This window comes from Streptomyces sp. DH41 (assembly GCF_029813785.1).
In the GTDB taxonomy this organism is placed as follows: Bacteria; Actinomycetota; Actinomycetes; order Streptomycetales; family Streptomycetaceae; genus Streptomyces.
The window spans coordinates 1-3193 of the sequence record NZ_JARVKY010000057.1; the positions used below are offsets into that span (position 1 = coordinate 1).

The window sequence follows — 3193 nt, forward strand, 5'->3', positions numbered from 1 at the left end:
GGGTGGTTGGTCGTTGTTTGAGAACTGCACAGTGGACGCGAGCATCTGTGGCCAAGTTTTTAAGGGCGCACGGTGGATGCCTTGGCACCAGGAACCGATGAAGGACGTGGGAGGCCACGATAGTCCCCGGGGAGTCGTCAACCAGGCTTTGATCCGGGGGTTTCCGAATGGGGAAACCCGGCAGTCGTCATGGGCTGTCACCCGCTGCTGAACACATAGGCAGTGTGGAGGGAACGCGGGGAAGTGAAACATCTCAGTACCCGCAGGAAGAGAAAACAACCGTGATTCCGGGAGTAGTGGCGAGCGAAACCGGATGAGGCTAAACCGTATACGTGTGAGACCCGGCAGGGGTTGCGTGTACGGGGTTGTGGGATCTCTCTTCCACGGTCTGCCGGCCGTGGGACGAGTCAGAAACCGTTGATGTAGGCGAAGGACATGCGAAAGGTCCGGCGTAGAGGGTAAGACCCCCGTAGTCGAAACATCAGCGGCTCGTTTGAGAGACACCCAAGTAGCACGGGGCCCGAGAAATCCCGTGTGAATCTGGCGGGACCACCCGCTAAGCCTAAATATTCCCTGGTGACCGATAGCGGATAGTACCGTGAGGGAATGGTGAAAAGTACCGCGGGAGCGGAGTGAAATAGTACCTGAAACCGTGTGCCTACAAGCCGTGGGAGCGTCGGACATCAAGCTTGCTTGGTGTCTCGTGACTGCGTGCCTTTTGAAGAATGAGCCTGCGAGTTTGCGGTGTGTTGCGAGGTTAACCCGTGTGGGGAAGCCGTAGCGAAAGCGAGTCCGAATAGGGCGTTTCAGTAGCACGCTCAAGACCCGAAGCGGAGTGATCTAGCCATGGGCAGGTTGAAGCGGAGGTAAGACTTCGTGGAGGACCGAACCCACCAGGGTTGAAAACCTGGGGGATGACCTGTGGTTAGGGGTGAAAGGCCAATCAAACTCCGTGATAGCTGGTTCTCCCCGAAATGCATTTAGGTGCAGCGTCGTGTGTTTCTTGCCGGAGGTAGAGCACTGGATAGGCGATGGGCCCTACCGGGTTACTGACCTTAGCCAAACTCCGAATGCCGGTAAGTGAGAGCACGGCAGTGAGACTGTGGGGGATAAGCTCCATGGTCGAGAGGGAAACAGCCCAGAGCATCGACTAAGGCCCCTAAGCGTACGCTAAGTGGGAAAGGATGTGGAGTCGCACAGACAACCAGGAGGTTGGCTTAGAAGCAGCCACCCTTGAAAGAGTGCGTAATAGCTCACTGGTCTAGTGATTCCGCGCCGACAATGTAGCGGGGCTCAAGCGTACCGCCGAAGTCGTGTCATTGCAGCAATACGGCCAACGCCGGCTGTGATGGGTAGGGGAGCGTCGTGTGCCGGGTGAAGCAGCCGCGGAAGCGAGTTGTGGACGGTTCACGAGTGAGAATGCAGGCATGAGTAGCGATACAAACGTGAGAAACGTTTGCGCCGATTGACTAAGGGTTCCTGGGTCAAGCTGATCTGCCCAGGGTAAGTCGGGACCTAAGGCGAGGCCGACAGGCGTAGTCGATGGATAACCGGTTGATATTCCGGTACCCGCTGTGAAGCGTCAAACATCGAACCAGGCGATGCTAAGTCCGTGAAGCCGTTCCGGACCCTTCGGGGAAAGGAAAGTGGTGGAGCCGACGAACCAGACTTGTAGTAGGTGAGTGATGGGGTGACGCAGGAAGGTAGTCCATCCCGGGCGGTGGTTGTCCCGGGGTAAGGGTGTAGGCCGTGCGATAGGTAAATCCGTCGCACACAAGGCTGAGACCTGATGCCGAGCCGATTGTGGTGAAGTGGATGATCCTATGCTGTCGAGAAAAGCCTCTAGCGAGTTTCATGGCGGCCCGTACCCTAAACCGACTCAGGTGGTCAGGTAGAGAATACCGAGGCGTTCGGGTGAACTATGGTTAAGGAACTCGGCAAAATGCCCCCGTAACTTCGGGAGAAGGGGGGCCATTCCTGGTGATGACATTTACTGTCTGAGCTGGGGGTGGCCGCAGAGACCAGCGAGAAGCGACTGTTTACTAAAAACACAGGTCCGTGCGAAGCCGTAAGGCGATGTATACGGACTGACGCCTGCCCGGTGCTGGAACGTTAAGGGGACCGGTTAGCTCCATTTCGGTGGGGCGAAGCTGAGAACTTAAGCGCCAGTAAACGGCGGTGGTAACTATAACCATCCTAAGGTAGCGAAATTCCTTGTCGGGTAAGTTCCGACCTGCACGAATGGCGTAACGACTTCTCGACTGTCTCAACCATAGGCCCGGTGAAATTGCACTACGAGTAAAGATGCTCGTTTCGCGCAGCAGGACGGAAAGACCCCGGGACCTTTACTACAGTTTGATATTGGTGTTCGGTTCGGCTTGTGTAGGATAGCTGGGAGACTGTGAACTCTGGACGCCAGTTCAGGGGGAGTCGTCGTTGAAATACCAGTCTGGTCGTGCTGGATGTCTAACCTGGGTCCGTGATCCGGATCAGGGACAGTGTCTGATGGGTAGTTTAACTGGGGCGGTTGCCTCCTAAAGAGTAACGGAGGCGCCCAAAGGTTCCCTCAGCCTGGTTGGCAATCAGGTGTTGAGTGTAAGTGCACAAGGGAGCTTGACTGTGAGACCGACGGGTCGAGCAGGGACGAAAGTCGGGACTAGTGATCCGGCGGTGGCTTGTGGAAGCGCCGTCGCTCAACGGATAAAAGGTACCCCGGGGATAACAGGCTGATCTTCCCCAAGAGTCCATATCGACGGGATGGTTTGGCACCTCGATGTCGGCTCGTCGCATCCTGGGGCTGGAGTCGGTCCCAAGGGTTGGGCTGTTCGCCCATTAAAGCGGTACGCGAGCTGGGTTTAGAACGTCGTGAGACAGTTCGGTCCCTATCCGCTGTGCGCGTAGGAGTCTTGAGAAGGGCTGTCCCTAGTACGAGAGGACCGGGACGGACGAACCTCTGGTGTGCCAGTTGTCCTGCCAAGGGCATGGCTGGTTGGCTACGTTCGGGAGGGATAACCGCTGAAAGCATCTAAGCGGGAAGCCTGCTTCGAGATGAGGACTCCCACCCCCTTGAGGGGTTAAGGCTCCCAGTAGACGACTGGGTTGATAGGCCGGATCTGGAAGCACCGCAAGGTGTGGAGGTGACCGGTACTAATAGGCCGAGGGCTTGTCCTCAGTTGCTCGCGTCCACTGTGTT

1 rRNA gene is annotated in these 3193 nt (G+C 56.9%); it reads left to right on the plus strand.

Annotation, left to right across the window (positions count from 1 at the left end):
* The first annotated feature begins 49 nt into the window (after positions 1–49).
* Positions 50–3171 (plus strand): 23S ribosomal RNA (locus QC283_RS39345).
* Positions 3172–3193: the final 22 nt, after the last annotated feature.